The sequence below is a fragment of the Amycolatopsis sp. AA4 genome (assembly GCF_002796545.1).
Lineage (GTDB): Bacteria > Actinomycetota > Actinomycetes > Mycobacteriales > Pseudonocardiaceae > Amycolatopsis.
In genome coordinates this window covers 5126847-5149672 of record NZ_CP024894.1, presented here as the reverse complement: position 1 = coordinate 5149672, position 22826 = coordinate 5126847, and the positions used below count along the sequence as shown (strand labels likewise).

The 22826-nt window shown below is 70.3% G+C and carries 21 protein-coding genes; 10 read left to right on the top strand and 11 right to left on the bottom strand.

Annotated elements, in window-relative coordinates:
* Window positions 1-487 precede the first annotated feature (487 nt).
* Genes CU254_RS23850 through CU254_RS23840 form a run of 3 tightly spaced genes read left to right on the top strand, consistent with a single transcriptional unit; the run spans window position 488 to window position 4441 of the window.
* On the top strand, window positions 488-2011 hold the full coding sequence (locus tag CU254_RS23850; RefSeq protein ID WP_009080104.1) for a Re/Si-specific NAD(P)(+) transhydrogenase subunit alpha: 1524 nt from the start codon (window positions 488-490) through the stop codon (window positions 2009-2011).
* A 22-nt stretch (window positions 2012-2033) separates the two neighbouring features.
* Entirely contained in the window at window positions 2034-3452 is a 1419-nt protein-coding gene (pntB, locus tag CU254_RS23845; protein ID WP_009080103.1) for a Re/Si-specific NAD(P)(+) transhydrogenase subunit beta, read from the top strand.
* 14 nt (window positions 3453-3466) lie between these two features.
* The gene (locus tag CU254_RS23840) at window positions 3467-4441 is read left to right on the top strand and encodes an NADPH:quinone oxidoreductase family protein (RefSeq protein WP_009080101.1); all 975 of its coding nucleotides are present in this window, start codon (window positions 3467-3469) and stop codon (window positions 4439-4441) included.
* Here the strand turns inward: CU254_RS23840 and CU254_RS23835 are convergent.
* The 4 genes from CU254_RS23835 to CU254_RS23815 all read right to left on the bottom strand — a co-directional run bounded on the left by CU254_RS23835 (window position 4419) and on the right by CU254_RS23815 (window position 7387).
* A complete protein-coding gene (locus tag CU254_RS23835) occupies window positions 4419-5363 on the bottom strand; it encodes a helix-turn-helix domain-containing protein (RefSeq protein WP_009080100.1) in 945 nt (314 codons plus the stop codon). The genes CU254_RS23840 and CU254_RS23835 overlap by 23 nt on opposite strands.
* Before the next feature lie 53 nt (window positions 5364-5416).
* Complete coding sequence (locus CU254_RS23830) at window positions 5417-6292, bottom strand: NADP-dependent oxidoreductase (RefSeq protein WP_009080098.1); 876 nt, start codon at window positions 6290-6292, stop codon at window positions 5417-5419.
* A 412-nt stretch (window positions 6293-6704) separates the two neighbouring features.
* Window positions 6705-7202, bottom strand: coding sequence for an N-acetyltransferase (locus CU254_RS23820; protein WP_009080096.1), 498 nt, complete (start codon window positions 7200-7202; stop codon window positions 6705-6707).
* Entirely contained in the window at window positions 7199-7387 is a 189-nt protein-coding gene (locus CU254_RS23815) for a hypothetical protein (protein ID WP_050788261.1), read from the bottom strand. Before CU254_RS23815 ends, CU254_RS23820 begins: the two co-directional genes overlap by 4 nt.
* Window positions 7388-7410: 23 nt before the next feature.
* Here CU254_RS23815 and CU254_RS43760 point away from each other — a divergent pair, with 23 nt between their 5' ends.
* Window positions 7411-7575, top strand: coding sequence for an IclR family transcriptional regulator C-terminal domain-containing protein (locus CU254_RS43760; RefSeq protein WP_199841085.1), 165 nt, complete (start codon window positions 7411-7413; stop codon window positions 7573-7575).
* 34 nt (window positions 7576-7609) lie between these two features.
* Complete coding sequence (locus CU254_RS43755) at window positions 7610-7771, top strand: hypothetical protein (protein WP_234392735.1); 162 nt, start codon at window positions 7610-7612, stop codon at window positions 7769-7771.
* Here the strand turns inward: CU254_RS43755 and CU254_RS23805 are convergent.
* The 3 genes from CU254_RS23805 to CU254_RS23795 form a co-directional block, all read right to left on the bottom strand.
* Window positions 7768-8814, bottom strand: coding sequence for an LLM class flavin-dependent oxidoreductase (locus CU254_RS23805; RefSeq protein WP_009080093.1), 1047 nt, complete (start codon window positions 8812-8814; stop codon window positions 7768-7770). The genes CU254_RS43755 and CU254_RS23805 overlap by 4 nt on opposite strands.
* A gap of 196 nt (window positions 8815-9010) precedes the next feature.
* On the bottom strand, window positions 9011-10267 hold the full coding sequence (locus tag CU254_RS23800; protein ID WP_009080092.1) for an LLM class flavin-dependent oxidoreductase: 1257 nt from the start codon (window positions 10265-10267) through the stop codon (window positions 9011-9013).
* On the bottom strand, window positions 10264-11229 hold the full coding sequence (locus tag CU254_RS23795; protein WP_037714617.1) for an LLM class flavin-dependent oxidoreductase: 966 nt from the start codon (window positions 11227-11229) through the stop codon (window positions 10264-10266). Before CU254_RS23795 ends, CU254_RS23800 begins: the two co-directional genes overlap by 4 nt.
* 172 nt (window positions 11230-11401) lie before the next feature.
* On the opposite strand from CU254_RS23795, the gene CU254_RS44680 reads away from it, so the two are divergent.
* Both CU254_RS44680 and CU254_RS23785 read left to right on the top strand, forming a co-directional pair.
* Window positions 11402-11533: a hypothetical protein gene (locus tag CU254_RS44680; protein ID WP_255409766.1), complete on the top strand. Its 132-nt coding sequence runs from the start codon at window positions 11402-11404 to the stop codon at window positions 11531-11533.
* The gene (locus CU254_RS23785) at window positions 11530-12609 is read left to right on the top strand and encodes a YeiH family protein (RefSeq protein WP_100266853.1); all 1080 of its coding nucleotides are present in this window, start codon (window positions 11530-11532) and stop codon (window positions 12607-12609) included. Before CU254_RS44680 ends, CU254_RS23785 begins: the two co-directional genes overlap by 4 nt.
* A 49-nt stretch (window positions 12610-12658) precedes the next feature.
* Here the strand turns inward: CU254_RS23785 and CU254_RS23780 are convergent, their stop codons facing one another.
* From CU254_RS23780 to CU254_RS23770, 3 genes are all read right to left on the bottom strand, one after another.
* Window positions 12659-15430, bottom strand: coding sequence for a hypothetical protein (locus tag CU254_RS23780; RefSeq protein ID WP_050788260.1), 2772 nt, complete (start codon window positions 15428-15430; stop codon window positions 12659-12661).
* Between the two features lie 96 nt (window positions 15431-15526).
* The gene (locus tag CU254_RS23775) at window positions 15527-16255 is read right to left on the bottom strand and encodes a hypothetical protein (protein WP_009080082.1); all 729 of its coding nucleotides are present in this window, start codon (window positions 16253-16255) and stop codon (window positions 15527-15529) included.
* Between the two features lie 430 nt (window positions 16256-16685).
* A complete protein-coding gene (locus tag CU254_RS23770) occupies window positions 16686-18047 on the bottom strand; it encodes an aspartate aminotransferase family protein (protein ID WP_009080080.1) in 1362 nt (453 codons plus the stop codon).
* Between the two features lie 1250 nt (window positions 18048-19297).
* On the opposite strand from CU254_RS23770, the gene CU254_RS23765 reads away from it, so the two are divergent.
* Window positions 19298-19981 (top strand): transglycosylase family protein, encoded by a 684-nt coding sequence (locus CU254_RS23765; RefSeq protein ID WP_009080077.1) that lies wholly within the window; start codon window positions 19298-19300, stop codon window positions 19979-19981.
* 420 nt (window positions 19982-20401) lie between these two features.
* Here CU254_RS23765 and CU254_RS23760 read toward each other — a convergent pair whose 3' ends face one another.
* On the bottom strand, window positions 20402-21229 hold the full coding sequence (locus tag CU254_RS23760) for a helix-turn-helix transcriptional regulator (RefSeq protein ID WP_009080073.1): 828 nt from the start codon (window positions 21227-21229) through the stop codon (window positions 20402-20404).
* A gap of 78 nt (window positions 21230-21307) precedes the next feature.
* Here CU254_RS23760 and CU254_RS23755 point away from each other — a divergent pair, with 78 nt between their 5' ends.
* Together CU254_RS23755 and CU254_RS23750 are read left to right on the top strand one after the other, a co-directional pair.
* Complete coding sequence (locus CU254_RS23755) at window positions 21308-22045, top strand: SDR family NAD(P)-dependent oxidoreductase (RefSeq protein WP_009080071.1); 738 nt, start codon at window positions 21308-21310, stop codon at window positions 22043-22045.
* 26 nt (window positions 22046-22071) lie between these two features.
* Window positions 22072-22812: an SDR family NAD(P)-dependent oxidoreductase gene (locus tag CU254_RS23750; RefSeq protein WP_009080070.1), complete on the top strand. Its 741-nt coding sequence runs from the start codon at window positions 22072-22074 to the stop codon at window positions 22810-22812.
* The last annotated feature ends 14 nt before the right edge of the window (window positions 22813-22826 follow it).

Here is a 22826-nt window from a genome sequence, read left to right as displayed (position 1 = left end):
CGGCTGAGCCGGGAGGACCGCGCCCCGGCGGCTGCGCTGCCGCTTGGACGGCGAAGTCGGCCCGGTCGACGCATTGCGGACCTGGATGTCCCGAGCGGCATCGGTTGTCAAGTGGCGGACATCACTGCGGACGTCGTGATCGATCCGGTGATCGATCCGGTGGCCAGGCCCGCTGCCGCGCCCGGGGTGGCGGAGGCCGGGACCGGGCGCGGCGGTTCAACCGGGTAGTCGGCGGTTTCCCGGGGTGCCGCCGCGGTCCGGGAAACCGCGCGCGGGACCCGGCCGCAGGGACAGTCGGGGGCTATGACCGTGCTCTCGTTGCACTCGCCGCTGAAAAAGGGCCTCCGGTTGGCTGCCGGAGGCCGGGCGGCATGGGAGTATCCAGCGCATCTGTACCTGAAGCGGGCGAAGTCGGACCAGGTGGCGACCCAAAACGCCGTCAGGCCCGGCCGGCGGATCTTCCGCGAACGAGCGGGAAGGAGACGGCATGCTGATCGGGGTGCTCAAGGAGGCCCGGCCGGGGGAGACGCGCGTCGCGGCGACTCCGGAAACGGTAGGCAAGCTGCGCGGGCTGGGTTACGACGTCACGGTGGAGCCAGGTGCCGGTCTGGCGTCGGGCTTCTTTGACGAGGCGTATGTCGAGGCGGGCGCGTCGGTCGGGTCGGTCGCCGAGGCGGACATTGTGTTCGGGGTGAACGCGCCGTCGTCGTCGCAGCTGGATGCGGTGAAGTCCGGGGCGACGGTGGTGAGCCTGTTGGCTCCGGCGTTGAAGCCGGAGTTGGTGGAGGATCTGGCGAAGCGGCCGATCACCGCGTTGGCGATGGACGCGGTGCCGCGGATCAGCCGGGCGCAGTCGCTGGACGTGCTGTCGTCGATGGCGAACATCGCGGGCTACCGCGCGGTGGTCGAGGCGGCGCACACGTTCGGGCGGTTCTTCACCGGCCAGGTGACCGCGGCAGGGAAGGTCAACCCGGCGAAGGTCCTGGTCGTGGGCGCGGGTGTGGCGGGGTTGGCGGCGATCGGCGCGGCGGGATCCCTGGGCGCGATCGTGCGGGCGACGGACCCGCGACCGGAGGTGGCGGATCAGGTGAAGAGCCTGGGCGGGGAGTATCTGTCCATCGAGGACCCGAACGCCGAGGTCTCCGCCACCGGCTACGCGAAGGAAATGGGCGACGACTACAAGGCCCGCGAGAAGGAACTCTATGCGGCCCAGTGCCGCGAGGTCGACATTATTGTGACGACGGCGTTGATTCCGGGGCGTCCGGCGCCGCGGATCATCACCGGCGAGATGGTGGCGTCGATGAAGCCGGGTTCGGTGATCGTGGACATGGCCGCGGCGAACGGCGGCAACGTCGAGGGCTCGGTCGCCGGGGAAAGCGTCGTCACCGGCAACGGCGTGACGATCCTCGGCTACACGGATCTGGCCGGTCGGCTTCCGGCGCAGGCGTCGCAGCTCTACGGCACCAACCTGGTGAACCTGATGAAGCTGATGACGCCGGAGAAGGACGGCCGGCTGGTCGTGGACTTCGACGACGTGGTGGTCCGCTCGATCACCGTGGTGCGCAACGGCGAATTGACGTGGCCGCCCCCGCCGGTGCAGGTCTCCGCGGTGCCGCAGAAACCCGCGGCGCCGGTGAAGGAGGAGGAACCGGCGAAGGAACCGATGTCCTCGGGCCGCAGGCTCGGGATCGTGTTGGGGATCGCGGCGGTGTTCCTGTTGCTGGCGGCGTTGGCTCCGGCGGCGTTGTTGCCGCATTTGACGGTGTTCGCGTTGGCGATCGTGATCGGGTATTACGTGATCGGGCATGTGCATCATGCGCTGCACACGCCGTTGATGTCGGTGACGAACGCGATTTCCGGGATCATCGTCGTGGGCGCTCTGCTGAATCTGGTCAGCGGCAACACGGTGGTGGTGGTGCTGGCGGCGGTGGCGACGTTGCTGGCGACGATCAACATTTTCGGCGGGTTCGCGGTGACCCGCCGGATGCTCGCGATGTTCTCCCGCAGCTGACCCCGGAAGGCCTTCTTTTCTGATGACTGTGCACACTGCGAGCCAGGCCGCCTACATCGTGGCCGGGCTGTTGTTCATTCTCGCCCTCGCCGGATTGTCCCGGCACGAAACCGCGCGGGTCGGGAACTATTTCGGCATCGCCGGGATGGTCGTCGCGCTGATCGCGACCATCGCCCAAGCGGTCACCGGGGACATCACCGGGACCTCGATCGCGTTGATGGTCGTCGCGATGGTGATCGGCGCCGGGATCGGGCTGCGGCGGGCGGCGGTGGTCGAGATGACCGGCATGCCCGAGCTGATCGCCCTGCTCCACTCGTTCGTCGGTCTCGCCGCCGTCCTGGTGGGCTGGAACGGGTATCTCCAGGTGGAATGCGACCCGACCGGAACCGAAGCGCGCCACTTGGAAGCGTTGGGGACGTTGGGGATTCACCACGCCGAGGTGTTCATCGGGGTGTTCATCGGGGCGGTGACGTTCACCGGGTCGATCGTGGCGAACCTGAAACTGTCGGCGAAGATGAAGTCCGCACCGCTGATGCTGCCCGGCAAGAACATCCTCAACCTCGGCGCCCTCGTCCTGTTCGTCGCGTTCACCGCCTGGTTCGTGATCAGCCCGGCGCTGTGGCTGCTGCTCGTCGTCACGGTCCTCGCTTTGGCGTTGGGGTGGCATCTGGTGGCCTCGATCGGCGGCGGGGACATGCCGGTGGTCGTGTCGATGCTCAACAGCTATTCCGGGTGGGCCGCGGCGGCGTCGGGGTTCCTGCTGGAGAACGACCTGCTGATCATCACCGGCGCCCTCGTCGGGTCCTCCGGTGCGTATCTGTCCTACATCATGTGCAAGGCGATGAACCGGTCGTTCATCTCCGTCATCGCGGGCGGTTTCGGCATCGAAGCCGGGCCCAGTGGCGACAAGGATTACGGGGAGCACCGGGAAATCACCGCCGAGGGCGCTGCGGAACTGCTCACCGGAGCCTCCAAAGTGATCATCACCCCGGGCTACGGAATGGCCGTCGCGCAAGCCCAGTACGGGGTCGCGGAGCTGACCCGGAAACTGCGCGACAAGGGCATCGAGGTCCGGTTCGGCATCCATCCCGTCGCCGGACGACTGCCCGGCCACATGAACGTCCTCCTCGCCGAGGCCAAGGTCCCGTACGACATCGTGCTGGAACTGGACGAGATCAACGACGACTTCGCCGACACCGACGTCGTCCTCGTCATCGGCGCGAACGACACCGTCAACCCCGCCGCTGCCGAGGACCCCGGCAGTCCGATCGCGGGCATGCCGGTGCTGACCGTCTGGGAAGCCGAGAACGTGATCGTGTTCAAACGCTCCATGGCCTCCGGCTATGCGGGCGTGCAGAACCCGCTGTTCTTCCGAGAGAACTCGGCGATGCTCTTCGGCGACGCCAAGGACCGCGTCAACGACATCCTCTCCGCGCTGTGAATCAGGAGAAACGCATGAAAGCCGTACACATCAAGGATCTCGAAGGCCCGTCGACCGTGTCCGTGGTCGAGGCGGAGTCGCCCGCCCGGACGGCCGATCAGGTGCTGATCGACGTGCACGCGGCCGGGGTGGCGTTCCCGGATCTGCTGCAGACGCGCGGGCTGTACCAGGTGAAACCGGAGCTGCCGTTCATCCCGGGCGCGGAGGTCGCCGGGGTCGTGGCGGAGGCTCCGGAGGGCGCGGCGGTCAAGGCGGGGGACCGGGTCGCGGCGCTGCCGTTCCTGGGCGGGTTCGCCGAGCGGGTCGCGTGCGCGGCGGACGCGGTGTTCCCGATCCCGGACGGCCTCGGCTTCGACCAGGCGGCGGCGATTCCGTTCAACTACCTGACCGCGCATTTCGCGCTGTGCCGCCGCGGCCGGATGGCGGCCGGGGAGACGGTGCTGGTGCACGGCGCGGCCGGCGGGGTCGGGACGGCGGTGATCCAGGTCGCGAAGGCGTTCGGGGCGGGCAAGGTGCTCGGGGTGGTGTCGACGCCGGAGAAGGGCGAGGCGGCGGTCGCGGCCGGGGCGGACGAGTACGTGCTGGCGGACGGGTTCAAGGACGCGGTGAAGGCGTCGACCGGAGGCCGCGGCGTCGACGTGATCGCGGACGTCGTCGGCGGCGACCGGTTCACCGATTCGCTGCGCTGCCTGGCCGCGGACGGCCGGATGCTGGTCATCGGGTTCACCGGCGGGTCGATCCCGGAGGTGAAGGTGAACCGGTTGCTGCTGAACAACTTGGACGTCGTGGGCGTCGGGTGGGGCGCGTACGCGCTGCCGCGGCCGGGGTACCTGCAGGGGCAGTGGGCGGAACTGCTGCCGAAGCTGGCCGAGGGCGCGATCGTGCCGCCGCTGGGCGGGAGTTACGCGCTGGCGGAGGTGCGGGACGCGTTGGAGGCCATCGAGAACCGGAAGGCGATGGGGAAGCTCATCCTGTCGGTGCGTCCATAGTGGACTGACGCGGCAGTCGAGTTCGAGAACGTCGAGTGACTTCCGGGACCGGAGGGAGATGCTCATCCTGCCGCGCGTCCATAGCGGACTGCTGTGGTGCGAGGTTCTGGGTGCCGATGGCGGCCAGCAGTTTCAGGTGGTCGCTGCCCGGCGGGGCGGTGAACCACAGGAGGCGCTGGCCGCCATCCTCGCTGAGCAGGTTCATGCAGTCGAGTTCCAGGACGCCGAGCGTCGGGTGCAGGAGCCGTTTGCGGTCGGTGCGCCGGACGGCGACCTCTCGTTGTTCCCAGAGCTGCGCGAATTCCTCGCTCCTCGCGAGCAGCGTCGCCAGAAGCTCGTCGGCCAGGGCGTCGCGGCCGCGTTTGGCGAGTGCGGCGCGCAGGTCGGCGACGAAGACTCGCGACTGGTGCCCGTGTTCGTCGGGGTGGTACCGCTCGCGCGCGGCGGGGTCGGTGAACCACTGATACACAAAGCTGGCCTGGACGCCTTCGCCGGGTGTCGCGGGGCCGAGCAGCGCCTCGGCGAGCCGGTTCTGCACGAGCGGGACGCTGAGGTCGGTCATCACCTGCGCGGGCGTCGCGGACAGCTGTTCGAGGAGGTTGAGCAGTGCTGGCTGGACGTGCGCGTGGCCGCTCGACGCGGGCGGCAGCGGGCGGCCCGCCAGGTGGTAGAGGTGGTCGCGTTCGTCGCTGCTCAGCCGCAGCGCGCGGGCCAGCGCGGCGAGCATCTGCTCGGACGGCTGGGCGCCGCGGCCCTGCTCCAGCTGCACGTAGTAGTCCACCGAGGCGCGCGCCAGGGTGGCGATCTCGTCGCGGCGCAGCCCGGCCACCCGGCGGCGCGGCCCGGCGGTCAGGCCGACGTCCGCCGGGTTGATCCGGTCTCGCCGCGATTTGAGGTAGCCGCCTAGTTCGCGCAGGTCCATGCCGCCACTATGCCTTCGCGCGACCGGGCGCAGCCAGGCGACGCCAGCACCACTCAGGCGACGCTGAGCAGGACTTTGCCCCGCGCGTGGCCTTCGGCGAGGTAGGCGAGCGCCTGGGCGCCGTCGGCCAGCGGGCAGGTGCGGTCGACGAGCACTTCGAGGTCCAGGTCCGCGACCTTGGCCAGCCGGGCCGCGTCGGAGGCGTGGAACACGAACTCGGCCTCTTCGGCCGGGGCGGGAGTGGTCACGAGCCGCCCGCCCGGCTTGAGCACCTGCTGGGACCGGGTCGTGACTTCGCCGCCGACAGTGTCGAGCACGACGTCGATACCGCGGAGCTGGCTGTCGAAGGCGACCTGCCGGTAGTCGAGGACCTCGTCGGCACCGAGCTTCTCCGCGACGGCGACGCCCGATCCGGACGCGGTCGCGACGACCCGCGCACCGAGTCGCCGGGCGATCTGGACCGCGAAACTGCCGACGCCCCCGGCGGCTGCGTGCACGAGCACTGTCTGTCCAGAGTGGACATTCGCGACTTCGACCAGTGCCTGCCACGCGGTCGCGGCGGCGGTCGGGAGGCCCGCGGCGATTTCCAGGCTGCTCCGCGCCGGTGCGGGAGCCAGCTGCGCGGCGTCGATCACGAGCTGCTCGGCGAAGGCGCCGCCCGCGCTGGGATCGAGGCGGCCGATGACCGGGTCGCCGATCTGCCAGCCCGGGCCTGCCGTCGCGATCCTGCCGGAGAAGTCGGTGCCCAGGACGTAGGGGAGGGAGACGGGGAAGAAGTCGTTCATCGCGCCGGAGGCGATCTTCAGGTCGAGCGGGTTGAGCGCAGCGGCTGTGACGTCGACTACGACCTGGCCCGGTCCCGGGCTCGGCGCGGGGACGTCGGTGAGACCGGCTTCGGTGCCGAAGGAGGTGATCTGCAGTGCTTTCACGGGATTCGCTCCAGTCCGGCCGCCGGGGTGCGGCCCTGGTGCCAGAGTGCGGCGGCCGAGGTCGGGGAGCTAGGCGGCGGTTGTACTGGTGACGGCGGCACTACCGTCGAAGCAGCGCCGGTCCTTGACTCCGCGGTCTCCGGTGATCTCGGAGGGAACCGTGCCAGAGCCGGTGAACACCGACCTCGGAAGCTACCTGCGACCGATGCGCGAGCGCGTCCAACCCGCCGAAATCGGCCTGGTCACCTGCGGTTCCCGGCGCGACCTACTACACCCGGCTCGAGCAGTCGCAGACCGCGCACACGTCGCCGGAGGTCCTCTTCGCAATCGCCCGACCGCTGGACCTGAGCGCGGTCACCACTGGCGAACTGGACGCGATCGGGGTGGATGCGTTGATGCGTAGGGGGAAGCGCTAGGCGCTCTTCGTCAGGCGGATCGCCCTGCGGATGTGCTTCCCGAGCGTATTCGCGGGAGGTTCCGCGATCCGGTACCCGGCACGGCGGTACATCGTCAGGTTCCGCTCGCTGCCCGCCCCGGTGTAGAGCACCAGGCTGGTCGCCTCCGGAGGAGCCTGCTGCTCGGCATAGCTCAGCAGCCAGCGGCCGACGCCCCGTCCGGCGAGGTCCGGGGCCACCATCAACCGGCCGATCTCCCAGCGGTCCTCCTCAAGATGGGCGCGCACGGCCGCGACGAGACGGCCGCCGGTCCGGACGGTCCACCCGCGCGTGGTCTCGATCCAGCCGCGCACGGTATCCAGGTCCTCGTGCAGGGCGGGGACGTCGAAGGTGTCGTTGACGATCGCCTGCGGGACCCAGCAGCATCGTTGCAGCACAAGGAGTTCGGCGGCGTCGGAGGGCTGGGCTTCGGACAGCTGGGCATCGGCGAGCGGCAGGGCGGCGAGGTCGGTCACGTGTCTTGATCTTGCGCTCCACCAGAAGCCATGTCCAGCGAATATCCGAGCCGCCGCTGTGCGAGTTCGGCCAGCAGTGCCGCTCCGTCGGGGAGGACGGCGTCGTCGAACTCGGCGTCCGGCGCGTGGTTTCCCGGCGCGGTCGCGGGATCCCGGCCGGGCGGGCAAGCTCCGACGCTGGTCATCTCCCCGCAGCGGCACGGACGCGGTGATCCTGGCCGGCTCGAGCGTCGCCCTGACCGCCGGGCTGGGCCTGCGCCGCCGGCTGCACTCGACGGCGCTGGGCAAGGTCCTGCTCGCGTGGCGCCGCCGGGCGAGGACGACCTGCGCGCCGAACTGGACCGCGTCCGCGGACCGCGTCCGCGCTGAATGACGGGGAATCAGCGTTCGGCGTCCGGACGATCGGGGTGCCAGTGCTTCGCGCTTCCGGACACGTGCACGCGGCGCTCGCGCTTCGGTCCACTTCGGACACTCTGACCGACGACCGGTTGCCGTGGTTTCTCTCGCGCGCGCAGCGGTGCGCGGAGGCGTTGGCGGTGTTGTTGCTGGAGCCGGGGCAGCGGTATTAGCTGGGCGGCCACGGCGGCCCCGGTATCGCGCGCCGCAACGCTGGTGCCACCTCGGCTTGGAACAGTTCCAGAGCAGCGCGATGCTCCCGCGGCGTCCGGCCGTCGCGGTCGGCGGACAGGTGCGTCACGCGGTGGCCGAACTGCTCGTGATATCTCAACACCTTCTCGGTGACCTGAGCAGGACTGCCGATCAGCGCGGAGCTGCGTTCGACGAAATCCTCCAGCGTCGGGAAAACCGGTTCCTGGCCGAGTTCGCGCTGGAGCGCCAGGCGGGCTTCGAAGATCGGGCGGTACGCGTCGAGGGCGTCCTGCGAGCGGGTCGCCAGGTGGAATCCGGCCGTGCCCGCGCCGACCACGGCGTCGGCGGGGTCGCGGCCGTGGAAGGCCCAGCGCTGCCGGTAGTGCCGGATCAGCTCGGCGTACGGTTCGATCGGGTTGGTGACGTTCGCGGAGAACAGCGGATCCCCGTGTTTCGCGGCCAGTTCGACGGATTCGCGGCTGGTGGCGCTGCCGTGCCAGATCCGGATCGGCTGCTGCAGCGGTCGCGGCCACACCTCCGCGGCGGTGAGCGGCGGACGGAACCGGCCGGACCACGTGACCCGGTCCGCCTGCCACAGCTTGCGGAACAGCTCGTAGCCCTCGGCGTTGCGGTCCCACTGGTCCTCGGGGGCGACGTCGAACAGCTCGCGCTGGGCGGAGCCGTTGCCCTTGCCGATGATGAGCTCGAGGCGGCCGCCGGAGAGGTTGTCCAGCATCGAGTAGTCCTCGAACGCGCGCACCGGGTCGAGCAGGCTGAGCGTCGTGACCGCGGTGAACAGCCGGATCCGGCGCGTGCGGGCGGCGATGTGGCTGAGCACGACCGGCGGGGACGACGACAGGAACGGGCGCTCGTGCCGTTCCCCGACGCCGTAGCCGTCGAAGCCCAGCTCCTCGGCGAGCACGGCGTTGTCGACGACCTCCCGCAGCCGCGCGTCGGGGGCGGCGAGTTCGCCGGTGACCGGGTCGGGGGTGTGCGTGATGAGGGTGATGAGCAGGAACTTCACGGCCGCTCCAGGGTGGTGCCGGTGGGCGAGGGGCGCCGCGGTTCGGCGACGTGGCGCGGGGGCGCAGGGCGTCCGGCGACCGGCGGGCCGGGCGCGGTCAGTGGGAATTTCCCAGAATCCCCGGCAGCGCCGATGAACGCGCGACGCGCCCGGGCAGCGCGTCCAACCGCCCGCCCGGGCGAGACAAGCAGGAACTTCACGGCAACTCCAGATGCTCGCGCAGCGTCGACCCGGTGTACTCCGTGCGGTACACCCCGCGCTCCTGCAGCTCCGGGACCAGCCGGTCGACCACCTCGTCGATCGAGCCCGGCACCAGGTGCGGGCTGAGGTTGAACCCGTCCACCACCCGGTCGGCGACGTAGCGGGCCCATTCGTCGGCGACCTGCCCGGGCGTTCCGACGAACGAGTGGTGCCGCGGTTCCACTTCCAGCACCAGCTCGTGGATCGAGAGGTTCTTCGCCTCCGCGAGATCGCGCCACTGCCGGATGCGCTCGAGCTTGCCCGTGCGGTGCTCGATCGAGATCGTCCCGCGCGACGGGTCCAGTTCCCCTTCGACCGGTTCGATGTCCGGCAGCGGGCCGTGCGGGTCGTAGGCCGACAGGTCCTGGCCCCAATACTGTTCGAGGAACGCGATGGCCCGCTGCGGGTTGATCTGGCGCCGCCGGATGTCCTCCGCGCGTTCAGCGGCCTCGGCTGGCGTATCACCGAGGACGACTGACGCGCCAGGCAGGATGCGTACCGCGTCAGCGGGCCTGCCGTGGCGTGCCAACCGGGCTCGCAGGTCGGCTGCGTAGGCGGCGGCTTTGTCGTAGGCGGTGTTCGCGGAGAAGACCACGTCGGCGTGTCGCGCGGCCAGTTCCCGGCCGCCGGGGGAGTCGCCGGCCTGGAACAAAACCGGGCGGCGCGGCGGGACGGTCGGTTCGGCGCGCAGCCGCACCAGGTCGGTGTCCGTCTCGAACGGCCCGGCCCACAACGCTTTCGCGGCCTCGACGAATTGGGTCGCGCGTTCGTAGCGCCGCTCGTGGGCCAGCCAGCCGCCGTGCCGGAAGTTCTCTCCGGTCCACGCGTTGTCGGTGGTCACGATGTTCCACCCGGCCCGTCCGCCGGAAAGGCAGTCGAGCGAGGCCAGGCGGCGCGCCAGGTCGGCGGGGTAGTTGTAGGTGGTGTTCTGCGTGGCGACGAGCCCGATTTTCGTAGTGGCCCCGGCAAGTGCGCTGAGCTGCGTGATCGCGTCGGGGCGACCGGCGACGTCGAGCGCGTGCACGCGGCCGCGGTTTTCCCGGACCCGCAAGCCCTCGCCGAGGAAGAACGCGTCGAAGAGCCCGCGTTCCATCGTGCGCGCGACCGACACGTACGTCTCGATCTCGGTGTGCGCCGCGTTCGACGGGTCGTCCCACAGGAACTGCGGTCCGACGCCGGGGTAGAAGACCCCGAGGTGCAAGTGCGCGGTCATGCGATTCCCTTCGACGACACGGCGAATCGGTTCTGCGGACGCGGAAGCCCCAGCGTCGTGCGGAGCGTCGCGCCCGGTTCCGGCGGAGTGTGCCGGCCTCGTCGGCGCAGTTCCGGGAGTACTTCTCGGCTCAGCAACGGCAAGTCCGCCGCGCCGGGGTGCAGGCGCACGCCGTCGAGGTCGAGTTCCTCCAGGAACGGGATCAGACCGGCGGGCGAACCGGTGTAGCGGGTGCGGCCGTTCGCTGCTGGCGTGCCGGAGTCGAAGCGGACCTCCAGTTCGCCGAAGACCAGGCGAGCGTCGGCCGTGCGGGAGCGCCGGAGGTCGTCGGTGAGGACGATGTCCGGGCGGACGACCTCGGTGAACTCCTCCGCGGCCAGGACGACGAGGCTGCCCTGCGGCGGTCGCGGCGTGATCAGCGGGCCTTTCACGGAGAAGGTGTCCCCGACGAAGTCCACGTGGTGGACCTTGTCCGGATTCAGGTAGCGGCCAGTGGCGAGGTCTTTGATGACCGCGTCGTCCTCCCACGAGTCCCACAGCCGCCGGACCGTTTCGACGACGTCGGCCACCTCCTGGCGGAGATCGTCGGGCGCGGCGCGGCCGACTGTCGCGAGCGCTTCGGGAGTGGCCGCGGTGCCGACGATCCAGGCCGCGCGGCCGTGCGTCGCGTGGTCGAGGCTCGCCAGCTGGGCGGCCAGATGGAACGGTTCGGCGGTCAGCACGTGCGACGTCGGGGCGAGGCCGAGGCGGGACGTCCGGGTGGCGGAATAGGCGGCGCGGACCGTGGCGTCGACCCGGAATCCGCCGGCGGGCGGGACGGGCGCGTCGTCGAAGGTGGCGAACGTGTACCCGGCGCGCTCGGCGTCGGCGACGACGTCCGCCAGCGCGCGCGGACTGGTTTCCGGAGGTGCTCCGTCGCTGTCGAGTTCGACCGCGAGGTGCAAGGTTTTCGATGAACTCATGCGGGCCCTCGATTCGTTTGTGCCACAGGTAGCCGGAATCCGGGGCGCGCCGCACCGAGGTTCAGGATGTGGGCGGCCGGACGGTGTTGTTCCGTCGGTGTCCACAACGGGGTGTTCCCAGCTGGTGGACGCCGGGGACCGCGGCGGCCGGTCCGCCTACAGTCCTGCGGTCATGAGTTCAGATGCGAAGCCGCGAGGCGCTGCGCGGATCAGCGCCGACTGGGCCGCGGTGCTGGTCGCGGCCGTTCTGGTGGCGTTGGCCGCGTTCGGCGTGCTGCCGGCGATTCCGTTCCTCGTCAAATGACCGCCGCGCTGGAGGGCCGCCGCACGGTGCCCGCGGTCGTGAGATATCTGCCGGGGCTTCTGCTGTTGGCAGCAGTCGGCATTGTGGGAACGTTGGCGCAGAACGGCATCCGCAGCCTCGGCCACGCGACCGGGACCGCGCTGCCGGACATCGAGTACGTGCTGTGGGCGATCGTCCTCGGGCTCGTCATCCGCAACACGATCGGCATCCCGGCGCTGTTCCGGCCCGGGGTCGGGACCTACGAGTTCTGGCTGAAGACCGGCATCGTCCTGCTCGGCGCCCGGTTCGTGCTGGGCGACCTCGCCAAGCTCGGCGGGTTCAGCCTGGGCTTGATCCTGGTCGACATGGCCGTGGCGACCACCGTGATCCTCTTGGTGGGCAAGGCTTTCGGCCTCGGCGGCAAACTGTCCTCGCTGCTGGCGATCGGCACCTCGATCTGCGGCGTGTCAGCGATCATCGCCGGGCGCGGGTCCATCGACGCCGACGACGAGGACTCCGGCTACGCCATCGCCGCGATTCTCGCGCTGGGCGCGGTGGCGCTCTTCACCTTCCCGGCGATCGGGCACGCGCTGAACCTGACCGACACCGAATTCGGTCTGTGGGCGGGACTCGCGGTGGACAACACCGCCGAGACGACCGCGACCGGCGCGGCGTACTCCCCGCATGCGCAGGACGTCGCGGTCGCGGTGAAGAGCACGCGGAACGCGTTGATCGGCCTGGTCGTCCTCGGGTACGCGGCGTACTGGTCCACCCGCGGCGGCAAGGCGGTCGCGGGCGGGCTGAAGGGCCGGGCGGGTTTCGTGTGGCGCACCTTCCCCAAGTTCGTGCTGGGCTTCATCGCGGTGTCCGCGCTGGCGACCGCGCACCTGTTCGCCAAGGCGCAGGTCGCCAATCTGGGAAACCTCTCGAAGTGGGCGTTCCTGCTGTGCTTCGCCGGGGTCGGCCTGAACTTCGACCTGCGCCAGATGGCCCGCAGCGGATGGCGGCCGCTGCTCGTGGCCGCGCTCGGCCTGGTGGTGGTCGCGCTGTGCTCGCTGGGACTGGTGCTGGTGTCCTCGCAGTGGTTCAGCTTCTGACCGAGCAGGCGGGGCGCCCGGGTGGCGCGGCCCGGGCGCCCCGCGTGGCTCACTGGGGCAGCGTCGGAATCCCGGTGGCGGGCAACGCCGACGGGCTCAGCGGCAGGGTCAGCTGTGCCGGGGTGTTCCCGTCCGCCACCTGCGTGACGTTCTCCGGCACGATGGACGTCGCCTGTCCGAGCAGCGCCGGGCTCAGCCCGTAGACCTGCCCGACCGCGCCGACCGGCGTCTGGTTGTGCTGGCCGGTCGTGCTGACGGTTCCGCCGGAGTTGCCGTGCGTGACGTTGTCGCCGTACGCGTTCGCGACCCCGCCCCACACCGCCGAGTCGCCGAACACCTGCGCCACCTCCGAGGTCGGCACGTCCTGCACCATGCCGGACGTGCCGGTGCCGGAGCTGGTGATGTCGCCGCCCGAGGTGTTGCGGGTGCGGTTCACCGCACTGCCGTCGACCATCCCGATCCACGCCGCCGAATCGCCGAAGGCCTGGGCGATCGGCAGCGCTTCCGCCGAGACCGCGTCGCCGGACAGTTGGCCGCGGTCGCCTGCGGTGCGGGTGTCGCCGCCCGCGGTGGAGGTGACGTTGTTCGTCGCGTCGCCGGTCGTCCGGCCGATCCACGCCCCGGCCAGGCCGAACGCGCCCGCGGTCCCGGCGGACGGAGCGTTGACGACGTTGCCCGCGAGGGTGCCGCCGGTGCCGTCGGCGACATTCTTGCCGCCTGCCCGGGAATCGGTGGTGTTGTCGGACACGCCCTGTCCGTAGCCGCCCCACGCCGCTCCGATCCCGTCGACCTGGGTGACCTGCGAAACCGGGGCCTGCGCGATGTTCCCGGCCGCGGTGCCGAGCGCGCCGGTGCCGTGGTAATTGCCGCCCGCCTTCGAATCGGTGTGGTTGCCTGCTTCGCCGACGCCCCGGCCGAGCCACGCGGCTCCGACGCCGAAGACCTGAGTCGGGGCGGAAAGCGGGGCCGCGACGACGTTCGAGGACAGTTTCCCGTTGTCGTCGTTGGTGTTTCCGTCCCCGCCCGCGGTGACCCTCTTGTGCTCGTCGGCGACTCCGACGCCCTGGCCGATCCACGACCCGCCGACGCCGAACACCTCGGCGGGCAGCGCGGCCGGAGCGGTGACGATGTTGCCGGAGGCCGCCGAGTTGTTGCCTTGCGTGCCGTCGTAGCCGCCCGCCTGCACGTTCTTGGTGTTGGTGGCCTGCCCGTAGCTGTTGCCGATCCACGAGGCGCCGGAGCCGAACACGTCCGGGCTGGCCGCGACCGGCGCGGACGCGAGGTTGCCGGACAGCTTCCCGCCGTTGCCGTTCGAGTAGGTGCCGCTGCCCGCCTTGACGTCGGACGTGTTGTCGTGCCCCGCGTACGATTCCAAGCCCCAGTTCCCGGCTACGCCGAACACCTCGGCCGGGACGGCCAGCGGCGCGTCGGCGATGTTGCCCGAACCGGTGCCGTCCTGCGCGGACGTGGAGGAGAACCCGCCGGACGTGACCGTCGATTTCGAGCTGGACGCCGACTTCGGCGCTTGCGCCGGTGCCACCGGCTGCGGGCTCGGGATCGGGACCGGCCACAGCGGCGACCCGTCCGGCCGGGTCGGCTGGCCGGTCGGCGCCGGTGCGGACGGGTCGATGCCGCCGGTCAGCGGGTTGCCGGTGGGGAAGGGATAGCCGGGCAGCGGAACCGGGTCCGCGAGCGGGCTGCCGTGCACTCCGCCGGTGCTGGACTTGCCCGCCCACGCGGCCGCGACGCTCGCCACGTTCGCGAGGCCCGCGCCCTGCGGCTGCACGATGTTGCCGGAACCGGTGCCGCGGTCGCCGTCGGTCTGCACGTAGGACGGGATGTGGTTGATCCCTTCCTTGGTGCCGCCGGCGGTCACCGTGTCCGCGGTGTTCGAGGAGTCTACTGTGGACACACCGCCCCAGGTCGGGGCGTTTCCGTTGAATTCCAGGGGAAACGCCAGCGGCGCCGCGCCGACGTTGCCGGCGAGTGTGCCGTCCTTGCCGGCGCTGGAGATCGGGCCGCCGGACGAGGTCGTGTCGTGTGCCTGCGAGTCGGTCGTGCGGGCCGAACCTCCCCAGGACGCCGCGTTCCCGGTGACCTGCACCGGCGTCGCCCACTGGCCGGCCAGGACGTTGCCGGAGCCGGTGCCGCCGCGGCCGTCGGTGGTGTCGGCTCCGGTCGTCGAGGTGGTCTGCTCGGCGCGGCCGCCCTTCGTGCGCGCGGCGCCGGCCCAGGAGATCGCGTTGTTCGCGAACTGCACCGGCACCGCCCAGCGCGCGTCGACCACGTTCCCGCCGAGCGGGGTGCCCGCGCCGCTGGTCGTGATGTCGTGGTTGTTCTGGTACGTCTGGTGGTGGTTCGAGCCGTCGACCTCGGCGGGGCCGCCCGCGGCGAAGGCGTTTCCGGCGATCTGGACCGGTACCGCCAGTTCGGCGTTCGCTCGGTTGCCGCGCAAGGGATCGCTCGGCGGCGCGGCGGCCTGGGTGCGTGCAGCCTTGGCCGGGACGGGCGCGTTCCGCGCGGGGTTGGCGGCGACCGGTTTCGGCGCGCGCGGAGCTTGGGCCGGCAAGGCTTGCCGGAGCGGGTTGGTGAGCGTCTTCGTGGAGATCTCGCCCTGGTATCCGGGCAGTTTCGTTTGCCCGAGCGGGGTGCCGAGGACGTTGTCGCCGATGTCGATCGGCACGGTGACCCCGGCGTCGACCGGATTCGCCGGAGTGTCCGGGCTGGTGTTGTCGGCGGCCGAGGCGATTCCGGTGCCGAGGACGAGCAAGCCGCCCGAGAGCAGCGCGGTCTGCATGCCGCGTTTGACCCAGATGTGCATGACAATTCCTTTGTTCGTTGAGCGGACGGAGATTTCGGGCACGACTTCGAAGCCCGAGAAGAATCGGGTGCGGTGCGGGGAAGAATTCCGGCGGCGCTAGTCCGGGTCGTATCCGGGCCGGGCGTTCGTGCCGGCCGGGCAGGAGGTGTCGCGGGGCCGAGCCGGAATCGCGACCGGCGTCGGTTCGGACAGCCGCGTCAGTTGCTGCGCTTCGCACTGGGCCGAACCGCTGTGCCAGAGGAATACGCCAGGCGACGGCGGAATCGCCGGCGCGTGCTTCGCTTTCGGCGCGAAGCCGAAATGTGCGGGCGCGGATGGCCGGTGAGTCGGGTGTCGGGCGATGTGGTTGGCCGGGGCTGTTTGCGGAGCGGCACTCGCTGTGACGGGTGCCTGTCGTTTGACGGCGGTCGGCGGTGTGGTGGCCTTTTCCGCCGCCCGCGTGGCGGGTTTCGCCGGTGGTTCGACGGCAGTGGTTCGCTTCGGCTGGATGGTGGCGCTAGGCGGCTGCGTGACGACTGGCGCGGGTGCCGGGGTGACAGTCCGGACCAGACGGGAGACCGTTTTCTCCACTGTGCCAACGATTTCCTTGCTCACTGCTGCGGCGTCGGCTTTCCGCACGCTGTCCACAAGGTGCGGAACGCCAGCGTCCTTGACGAGCGAAGGAAGATCGGGCGGCGGCGGCAGTGGTTCGGCGGCGGCGGACGAAGACGAAATCAGCCACGCGAGAAGGATCCCGCCCGCGAGCGCCGCCGTCGTCACCAGGATGCGCACGGCCCAGCGAGCCACCTGGCTCGCGGGCATTTCGGCCGTGCTGCCACACCTCATGACGAGGCCTCCTGGAAACGGTGCGTGCGTTCGCGAGCGGCGATTCCTCACCGGCGAAACGATGCGTTGTTCCCAGTCTGACAAACAGTGACGACGAGCACTAGATCCGTAATTGCCTCTTCCCCGTTAGAGTGAATGCCGAACGGTGCTCTTGGTCGGCGGGCACGCAGTGGATGTGCAGGTGGGCCGCGCATTCCGGCAGGCGGGCGCAGCAAGATCGACGGCTCCCCTCGCCGGGGGAGGTCACTCTGCGCGCACAATTTCCGAGACTCGAATTGCGGAACTACTTTCCGTGTTTCCGGGAGCCGCGGAGAAAGGACATCCCGGGCGGCTCAGTCGGTTCAGCGACCCGAAACCTACTCAGAAGACGAGTTTCGCCGCCGTCCGCCGGAAACCCGCACTGACAGTAGAACCGCGGCGCGCCGCGGAGTCAGCGCGCCTCCCGGGTCGCGGAGTCGAGCGCGGCGAGCAGGATTCCGGCGGCCGTGCGCACGACGTCGGCGGTGACGTTGAGCGGCGGCAGCAAGCGCACCACGCTGTCGCCGCGTCCGCCCAATTCGACGATGAGCCCGCGGCGCAGCGCGTGGTTCTGCACGGCCAGCGCGAGTCCTGACGCGGGCGCCCCGGTGCGCGGGTCGGCCAGTTCGATGCCCCACATCAGCCCGGCGCCGCGCACGTCGGTCACCCACGGATGGCTGGCCAGCGGGGAAAGCAGCTCCTCGAACTGGTCTCCGCGTTCGACGACGTTGTCCAGCACGCTGTCGCGGTTGACGACCTCGATCGCCCGCGCCCCCGCGGCGAAGGCGAGCTGATTGCCGCGGAACGCGCCGGCCTGTGCGCGCGGCGCCCAGTTGTCGAGGCGCTCGTCGTAGATGATCAGCGAGACCGGCGAGCCGATCCCGCTCAGCGCCTTGGACGCGACGATCACATCGGGCTCGATGCCGTAGCGTTCGAAGGCGAACCAGGTTCCGGTGCGGCCGCAGCCGGTCCGCAGTTCGTCGACGATCAGCGGGATGCCCAGTTCCCGGGTCAGCTCGCGGACCCGGTGCACGAAATCCGCTCGCGCCGGGACCACGCCGCCCTCGCCCTGCACCAGTTCGAGCACGACCGCCGCGGGCAGCGGGAGGCCGCCGTCGGGATCGTGCAGCGAGCGTTCGAGCAGGTCCGGGCAGGTCGTCGCGCAGGTGTCCGGATCGTGGCCGGTCGGGCATCTCGGGCAGGAGGAGTACGGCGGATACTGCGTGCCGGTCAGGGGGTGCGCGCCCGGCCGCTTCCCGGTCAGGCCCAGCGCGGCGTGCGCGCTGCCGTGGAACCGGCCCTGGAACGACACGACGCCGCCGCGTCCGGTCGCGGTTTTGCACAGTTTCAGCGCGGCCTCGACCGCGTTGGTCGCGGCGGGGCCGCAGAAGTGCAGTTTCATCCGCGAGCGCAGCGGCTCGGGCAGCATCGCGAGCTGGGCCTCGGAGAACTCGTCCTTGACCGGGGTCGCGAAGTCGAGCGCGTGGGTCAGCTTGCTCAGCTGCGCGGTCATGGCCGCGACCAGTTCGGGATGGTTGTGCCCGAGGGAGAGCACGCCCGCCCCGGCGAGGAAGTCGATGAAGACGTTGCCGTCGGCGTCGCGCACGAAACTGCCCGAACCCTCGGTGATCGCGATCGGCAGCCGTCGCGGGCCGCCGCGGGAGTTCGGTTCCCGGCGGTCCTGCCGCGCGAGGTACTCGGCCGAGCGCGGGCCGGGCAGATCGCAGTGCACGGCGGGACCGGTGAGCGGCGCGGGATGGTCGAGGATGGTCATCTGGCCTGTTCTCCCCTGACAGTGGTGGTGGCGCGGCCGGACCCGGCCGCCGGGAGCCCGCCCCGGTGCGCGGCGGCCTTCCCTTCGAAAAGGGCGAATCGTTCCCGCTCAGCGCTCGGGGAGAGCCGCCGGGCGCGCTTCGCCGGGGAACGGCGCGGTATCGCGGTGGCGGGCGTCGGACAGAACACCCCGGTTCTTGCCGGGGGATGCGTTCCGCCGATTTCGCGCCGTGCGTCCGTCATGCACTCCTCCTCCTTTTCGCAGGGATTCGCGCACCGCCGGAAAACGGTTTTCGCGAGCAGAGGCGGGGGAGGGCCGCGCTGGGCGCAGCCCTCCCCGGGCGACCTCACTGGAATACCGCGCGGCACAGAGTAGCGCAGCCGGTTCCGGGGCACCGGTACGCGCGAGGACGGCGGGCGGGGTCCGGCTCCGGAAAGAAAAGGAACGGGCGGGAGGAGGCGAGGCAATGCGCCGGGAGAGTGAACGCGGCGATTTCGCGGAGTTCGCCGTACTGGGCTGAACGACTGAATGCACGACGGTGTTCGCGGCGGCGCGAAACGAAACGTGAATATTCACGGTCCGTTTCCGGCGTGTGAATCGGGGCCGGGAGACCGCATCGTGAGATGTTTTCCGGAGGGTCGCGGCCGGGGTTCCGGGACGTGCCGGATGAGGGAATTGTCGAGGGTTCCGGGGTGTTTCCTGCCTTTTCGCCGTCCGGGTCCGGTTGCGGGTGCGGTTTTCGTCTCGGGGTTGTGGTCCAGACCACCGTGGTGGTCTGGACCGGTGGTCGCTGGTCCAGACCATGGCGGTGCGGCTTCGCGGGCGCGTCCGGGGGTCTGGCCCGACTGCCCGCGGACTGATGTCAATCTCGACCGTAACTGAACATAAGCGTGCGTATACCAAACAAAGTGCAGAGTAGGAAAATAACTAACTGTACCATTTTGGCTGGCGTTTGAGGTGATGAGGGCGGGTAGATCGTTGGGGTTGAGCTGTGATTGAGTAACCAAGTATCGCGCCATGGGCATGACGCACCGTCGCCCGTCTGCTACGCGCCGAGGCGATCTGTGGCCGATCCCACTGACTCTGTACACCTGCTGTTTCCGTTTCGTAATCTTCTCGCGCTTTTGCGGTGACCTGCGATCTACCCCGAGGATCAGCGACCCGGAAGCCGCCGCGCGCCGTCGCGGCTCGCTGCCTGGACCAGGTGCGAGGACGGTGGCGGGGCGTGACAGAGAAGGAGCCCACCCACCGTGGGACGGCACAGCAAACCCAGCAAGACGAAAACAGCTCTCCAGCGCACCGGCGCGACCGCGGCTCTCGCGGGCGCCACCCTCGGCGGCATCGGCCTCGCCGGGGCGGGCACGGCCAACGCCTTCCCGGGGCAGGCCGGCATCGTCAAGTGCGAGAGCAGCGGCAACCCGACCGCGGTCAACAACACCGCGGCGGGCCAGCGCGCGGGCCGCCCCGCCGGCCTGTTCCAGATCGTCACGAAGACGTGGCTCGCGAACGGCGGCGGCCAGTTCGCCCCGACGGCCGACAAGGCCACGCCCGCGCAGCAGCAGATCGTCGCGGACCGGATCTACGCGAAGCAGGGTTCGGCCCCGTGGCAGTGCCGCGGCGGCTCCGGCCCGGCGAGCTACGCGGACTTCGGCGGCGACACCTCCGGCGGTTCGGCCGAGGTCGAGGCCTCCGTCGCGAAGCCGAAGGTCGAGGTCGAGGTCAAGGCCGAGACGAAGGTGAAGTCCGCGCCGAAGCACGCCGCGCCGGCCTCGAACCCGGACGGCAGCTACACCGTCGCCGCCGGCGACACCCTGTCCGGGATCGCGCAGAACCTCGGCGTCGACGGCGGGTGGCAGCACCTGCAGCAGCTGAACGCGAAGTACATCCCCGACGCGAACCTGATCCTGGTCGGGCAGAAGATCGTCACGAAGTAACCCGCCGGGGCCCTGGCCGGGCCCGCGCCGCTTTCCCCCGGGCGGCGCGGCCCCGGCCGGAGGCCGCCGGTGCACGCGCGCGCGAAAGTGCGCTCGGGCACCGAACGCGCGCCCCGGCGGTCGGCGTGCGGGGCGGACGGGCCCGCATTGTGGGAACACGGGCCGGTTCGCGCCGCACGCCTTGCCTCGTGGGCTAAGGATGTTCGAGGAGCGCGGGAAATTTGCGCTCGATTCCCGCGTATGCGTGGCTGATCCGAGCTGGCAGCCTTTCGGTTGCAGCGTGGAAACCGGCCGGATCAGAAAGTCCTGGCCGAGGAAGCCGATAAGGCGAGGGGCGCGCACGCAAATTTCGCCCGGGCATTCCGGACCGCGCCGGTTCGATGTGTTCGCTGCCGACTTCGCGCACGTGAACTCGCGCGGTTACCCCTGAGCGGCTTTCCCGTTGACCCGCAACGGAACACTGCGCAACAACGAGAGCGCCTCGGCACTGCGGCTGCCCGGCTCAGCCTGATAGACGATCAACTGCTGCCCAGGTGCACTGCGCACGTCAAACGCCTGATAAGTCAACGTCAACGGCCCGACCGCGGGATGCGCGAACTGTTTCGGCTCGCGGGTTTTTCCGCGTACCTCATGGGTTTCCCACAAAGCCCGGAACTCCCCGCTGCCCTCGCTGAGTTCGGCGGTCAACCGGGGCAGGGCGGGGTCTCCCGTCGCTGCGCGCAGGTTCGCGACGGTGGCCTGGGCGGTCCAGTCCCAGCGGGTGTAGAACTGCCGTCCCGCTGGGTCGAGGAAGGTCATGCGGGCCAGGTTGTCCGCGGTTTCGAACGGGGAGAACAGCGCGTCGGCGAGGGTGTTCGTCGCCAGGATGTCCAGGACGCGGTTGAGCACGAACGCGGGCGCTTGCGGATAGCTGTCCATGAGTTGCCGCAGTTCGGGGCTTACCGATTGGGGTGCGGGGGAAAGGGCGTCGGGCGGGGCTGCGCCGGCGAGGCGGTACAGGTGGGCGCGGGCGTCAGGCGGCAGGTCGAGGACGCGGCTGAGGGCGTCGAGTACTTGCGGTGAGGGGCGGGTTTCGCGGCCCTGTTCCAGGCGTGCGTAGTAGTCGACGTTCACTCCGGCGAGCACGGCGACTTCCTCGCGGCGCAAGCCGGAGACCTTGCGCCTGCCGGAATAGCGCACGTCCGCGTCCTCCGGGGAGCGTTGTGCGCGGCGTGCTCGCAGGAAGTCGCCGAGATCTGTACTGCCCATGCGGTCCAGGGTAGGCGGCGGCTGGGTGGGTGTGACACGTCCTGTCAGCGACCCGCACAGGCGCTGAGACTGGTCGGCATGACGAAAGAACTGGCGGGAAAGGTCGCCCTGGTCACGGGTGCCGCGCGCGGGGTCGGCGAGGCGACGGTCGCTTGGCTGCGCGCCCGCGGGGCACGAGTGGTGGCCACCGACCTCCGGCCTGAGGTGGAAAAGTTGGCCGACGAGGACGTGGCGGTGCTGGTCGGCGATGTGTCCGAAGAGGACGTCGCGGTGCGGTCAGTGGCTGCGGCGCTCGAGCGGTTCGGCGGGCTCGACATTCTGGTCGCCAATGCTGGGCGGTCGGTGAACAAGCCGGTCACGGAGACGACTGCGGCAGACTGGGACGAGGTGCTGTCCGTCAACGCGCGCGGAGCGTTTCTGCATGCGCGAGAGGCGTTTCGGGTGATGCGTGACAACGGCGGGGGAGCGATTGTCACTGTCGGCTCGTTCGCCAGCACGGTGGGGTTGGCCGAGGCGGCGGCGTACAGCGCGTCCAAGGGAGCGCTGTCGCAATTGACGAAAGTGCTCGCGCTGGAAGGCGCTCCGCACGGAATTCGCGCGAATGTGGTCGCGCCGGGCGTAGTCGAAACCGACCTGCTCGACAGTTTCCGCGCCGACAGCCGGGCGTATCTGCGGTCCTTCGGCGACGTCCATCCGCTCGGCCGGGTCGCGCAGCCGGAAGAGATCGCCGAGGTGATCGGCTTCCTGGCTTCGCCGCGGTCCGCGTTTGTCACCGGTGCGGTCGTCGCGGCCGACGGCGGTTACACGGCGGCTTGAGTTCCCTCCGAAGAAAGGAATACCCCATGCGGCTCAAGGGAAAAGTAGCGTTGCTCACCGGGGCGACCGGCGGTATCGGGCAGGCGACGGCGGAGTTGTTCGCGCGCGAGGGCGCCAGGCTGGTTGTGACCGATGTCGATCCCGACGCGGTGGAGAAACTCGCGGCGCGGCTGGAGACCGACGTGCTGGCCGAGGTGCTGGACGTGTCCTCGCCGGAAAACTGGCGCGAGGTCGTCGAACGGACGCGGCAGCGGTTCGGCCGCCTCGACGTGCTGGTCAACATCGCGGGGATCGTGGACTGGCCGGGCATCGAGGAGACCACAGTGGACGGCTGGGACCGGGTGATCGCGGTCAACCAGACCGGAACCTGGCTCGGGATGAAGACCGCGATGCCGCTGCTGCGCGCCTCCGGCAACGGATCGGTCGTCAACACTTCCTCGGTGCTGGGCCTGGTCGGCAGCGGCGCGGCGGCCGCGTACCAGGCGTCCAAAGGGGCGGTGCGGTTGCTGACCAAGACCGCCGCGGTCGAGTACGCGACGCGCGGCGTCCGGGTCAACTCGGTGCACCCGGGCGTCATCGCCACGCCGATGATCCAGGACCTGCTCGACGAACAAGGCGACCGGCAGCCCGACATCGTCCGCACGCCGATGCGCCGCGCGGGCAGTCCCGCCGAGGTCGCGCGCGCGATGCTTTTCCTGGCCAGCGACGAATCCTCGTTCGTGACCGGAACCGAACTGGTCGTGGACGGCGGGCTCACCGCGTACTGACCCCGGCATCATCT

What these genes read in the sequence shown, in the direction of transcription:
- CU254_RS23850 (WP_009080104.1), top strand. Translation starts at nt 488, where the DNA reads ATGCTGATCGGGGTGCTCAAGGAGGCCCGGCCGGGGGAGACGCGCGTC.
- pntB (WP_009080103.1), top strand. Translation starts at nt 2,034, where the DNA reads ATGACTGTGCACACTGCGAGCCAGGCCGCCTACATCGTGGCCGGGCTG.
- CU254_RS23840 (WP_009080101.1), top strand. Translation starts at nt 3,467, where the DNA reads ATGAAAGCCGTACACATCAAGGATCTCGAAGGCCCGTCGACCGTGTCC.
- CU254_RS23835 (WP_009080100.1), bottom strand. Translation starts at nt 5,363, where the DNA reads ATGGACCTGCGCGAACTAGGCGGCTACCTCAAATCGCGGCGAGACCGG.
- CU254_RS23815 (WP_050788261.1), bottom strand. Translation starts at nt 7,387, where the DNA reads ATGACCAGCGTCGGAGCTTGCCCGCCCGGCCGGGATCCCGCGACCGCG.
- CU254_RS23800 (WP_009080092.1), bottom strand. Translation starts at nt 10,267, where the DNA reads ATGACCGCGCACTTGCACCTCGGGGTCTTCTACCCCGGCGTCGGACCG.
- CU254_RS23795 (WP_037714617.1), bottom strand. Translation starts at nt 11,229, where the DNA reads ATGAGTTCATCGAAAACCTTGCACCTCGCGGTCGAACTCGACAGCGAC.
- CU254_RS44680 (WP_255409766.1), top strand. Translation starts at nt 11,402, where the DNA reads ATGAGTTCAGATGCGAAGCCGCGAGGCGCTGCGCGGATCAGCGCCGAC.
- CU254_RS23785 (WP_100266853.1), top strand. Translation starts at nt 11,530, where the DNA reads ATGACCGCCGCGCTGGAGGGCCGCCGCACGGTGCCCGCGGTCGTGAGA.
- CU254_RS23780 (WP_050788260.1), bottom strand. Translation starts at nt 15,430, where the DNA reads ATGCACATCTGGGTCAAACGCGGCATGCAGACCGCGCTGCTCTCGGGC.
- CU254_RS23775 (WP_009080082.1), bottom strand. Translation starts at nt 16,255, where the DNA reads ATGAGGTGTGGCAGCACGGCCGAAATGCCCGCGAGCCAGGTGGCTCGC.
- CU254_RS23770 (WP_009080080.1), bottom strand. Translation starts at nt 18,047, where the DNA reads ATGACCATCCTCGACCATCCCGCGCCGCTCACCGGTCCCGCCGTGCAC.
- CU254_RS23760 (WP_009080073.1), bottom strand. Translation starts at nt 21,229, where the DNA reads ATGGGCAGTACAGATCTCGGCGACTTCCTGCGAGCACGCCGCGCACAA.
- CU254_RS23755 (WP_009080071.1), top strand. Translation starts at nt 21,308, where the DNA reads ATGACGAAAGAACTGGCGGGAAAGGTCGCCCTGGTCACGGGTGCCGCG.
- CU254_RS23750 (WP_009080070.1), top strand. Translation starts at nt 22,072, where the DNA reads ATGCGGCTCAAGGGAAAAGTAGCGTTGCTCACCGGGGCGACCGGCGGT.